Origin of the sequence: Sphingomonas sp. CCH10-B3 (assembly GCF_001556185.1) — a bacterium.
GTDB lineage: Bacteria > Pseudomonadota > Alphaproteobacteria > Sphingomonadales > Sphingomonadaceae > Sphingomonas > Sphingomonas aquatica.
The window spans coordinates 1-1,397 of sequence record NZ_LSIJ01000107.1 but is presented as its reverse complement, the minus strand read 5'-3'; the positions used below and the strand labels follow the sequence as shown (position 1 = coordinate 1,397).

The window sequence follows — 1,397 nt, the reverse complement described above, 5'->3', positions numbered from 1 at the left end:
TCGATTCGATCGACTTGGCGTGATCGCTCAGCGTTTCGGACATGCCGACGGCGGCACCGGCCTGGCTGGCGGCGCGGGTTGCGACTTCGGCGGCTGCCTCCACTTCGCCGCGTGCATCCTCGATCGCGCGGATCAATCCGGCGGCGGTCCGCGCCGCTTCGCGCATTGCAACAGCCGATTGTTCGGCGGCGGCGGCGACTTCGTTGGTCTGATCGAGCATCCCGCGCGTCGAGTTCGATACGGTCTTGGCCTGATCTTTTAGCTGCGCGCCAAGGGCCGCGCTCTGCTCCACGCTTTCCGCCACCGTTGCGCGGAAGAGCTCGGACTGTTCGCGGCGCTCCTGGCGAGCGCTTTCGGCGCGCGCATTGCCCCACCATGACATCACGACATTGGCTTCAAACGACGCCAGCCGCATGACGATGTCGGCGAGCCTGGTGTAGCGGTCGAAATCGCCAGCCACAGCATCGCGCAATACCGCCATCAGGTCGCGGTTGATCAGGGTCAGGCCGGCGACGACGATGTTGGGCGTCAGGCCCACAGCATCGGCCTCGGCCATCCGGGTCGACGCAGCGCCGACCCAGTCGTCGGCGAAGGTATGGCTGAACTTGGCGTTGAGATACTCGACATCGGCAGCCACGCGCCGGTCGATCACCGCCGGAGTGAGAATGGACGTCAGGTGCGCGCATTCGGGGCATGTCGCCAGAAACGCCCAGAATTTGCGCGCAAGCGGTTCGAAATGGGGCGCGATGATCGCGTGCAGTTCGCCGTGGTGCGCGCGGATGGCGCCGTCGGCATCGAAATAGCGCAAGCGCTCAACAGCCGTGCGTCGATCTTGGAACAGGAAGGACTTTGGGCTCGTGTGCATGATGGCTATGCCGCAACTTTCGAGATGAAATCGCTGGCCGTCGTTTTGAGCGTTCCGAGCCGCGTGTCGAAGGCGTCGAAGCCCTGACCGACCCGGTCGATGTCGCTGGCGACGCTTTCGGTATCCTCGCGGATGGCAGCGATCGTGTTCGACATCGAGTCGGCGGCGAGCGCGGTTTCGTCGACCGACGCGGTGATCGCGGTCACGGTCTGTGCCTGCATTTCCATCGCCGCGCGGATCTTCTCGGCCGACATCTGGACCTCGGCAACGGTCGAGCGGATCGAGGCATTGGTCTCAACGGTCGAGCGTGTCGCGGACTGGATCGCGGCGATCTTGGCAGCGATGTCGTCGGTCGCGCGCGCGGTCTGGTTGGCGAGGCTCTTCACTTCCTGCGCAACGACTGCAAAGCCGCGGCCCGCGTCACCGGCGCGGGCGGCCTCGATCGTCGCGTTGAGCGCGAGCAGATTGGTCTGCCCGGCAATGTCGCGGATCAGGCCCAGGATCGATTCGATCGACTTGGCGTGATCGCTCA

General features: G+C 65.1%; 1 protein-coding gene and 1 pseudogene. Both read right to left on the bottom strand.

Going from position 1 to position 1,397, the window contains the following annotated elements:
• Positions 1-865: pseudogene (locus AX672_RS18975) on the bottom strand (protoglobin domain-containing protein); the annotation flags it as partial.
• Positions 866-870: 5 nt separating this feature from the next.
• The coding region (locus AX672_RS18045; protein WP_231731427.1) for a methyl-accepting chemotaxis protein at positions 871-1,397 on the bottom strand (527 nt) is incomplete at its 5' end.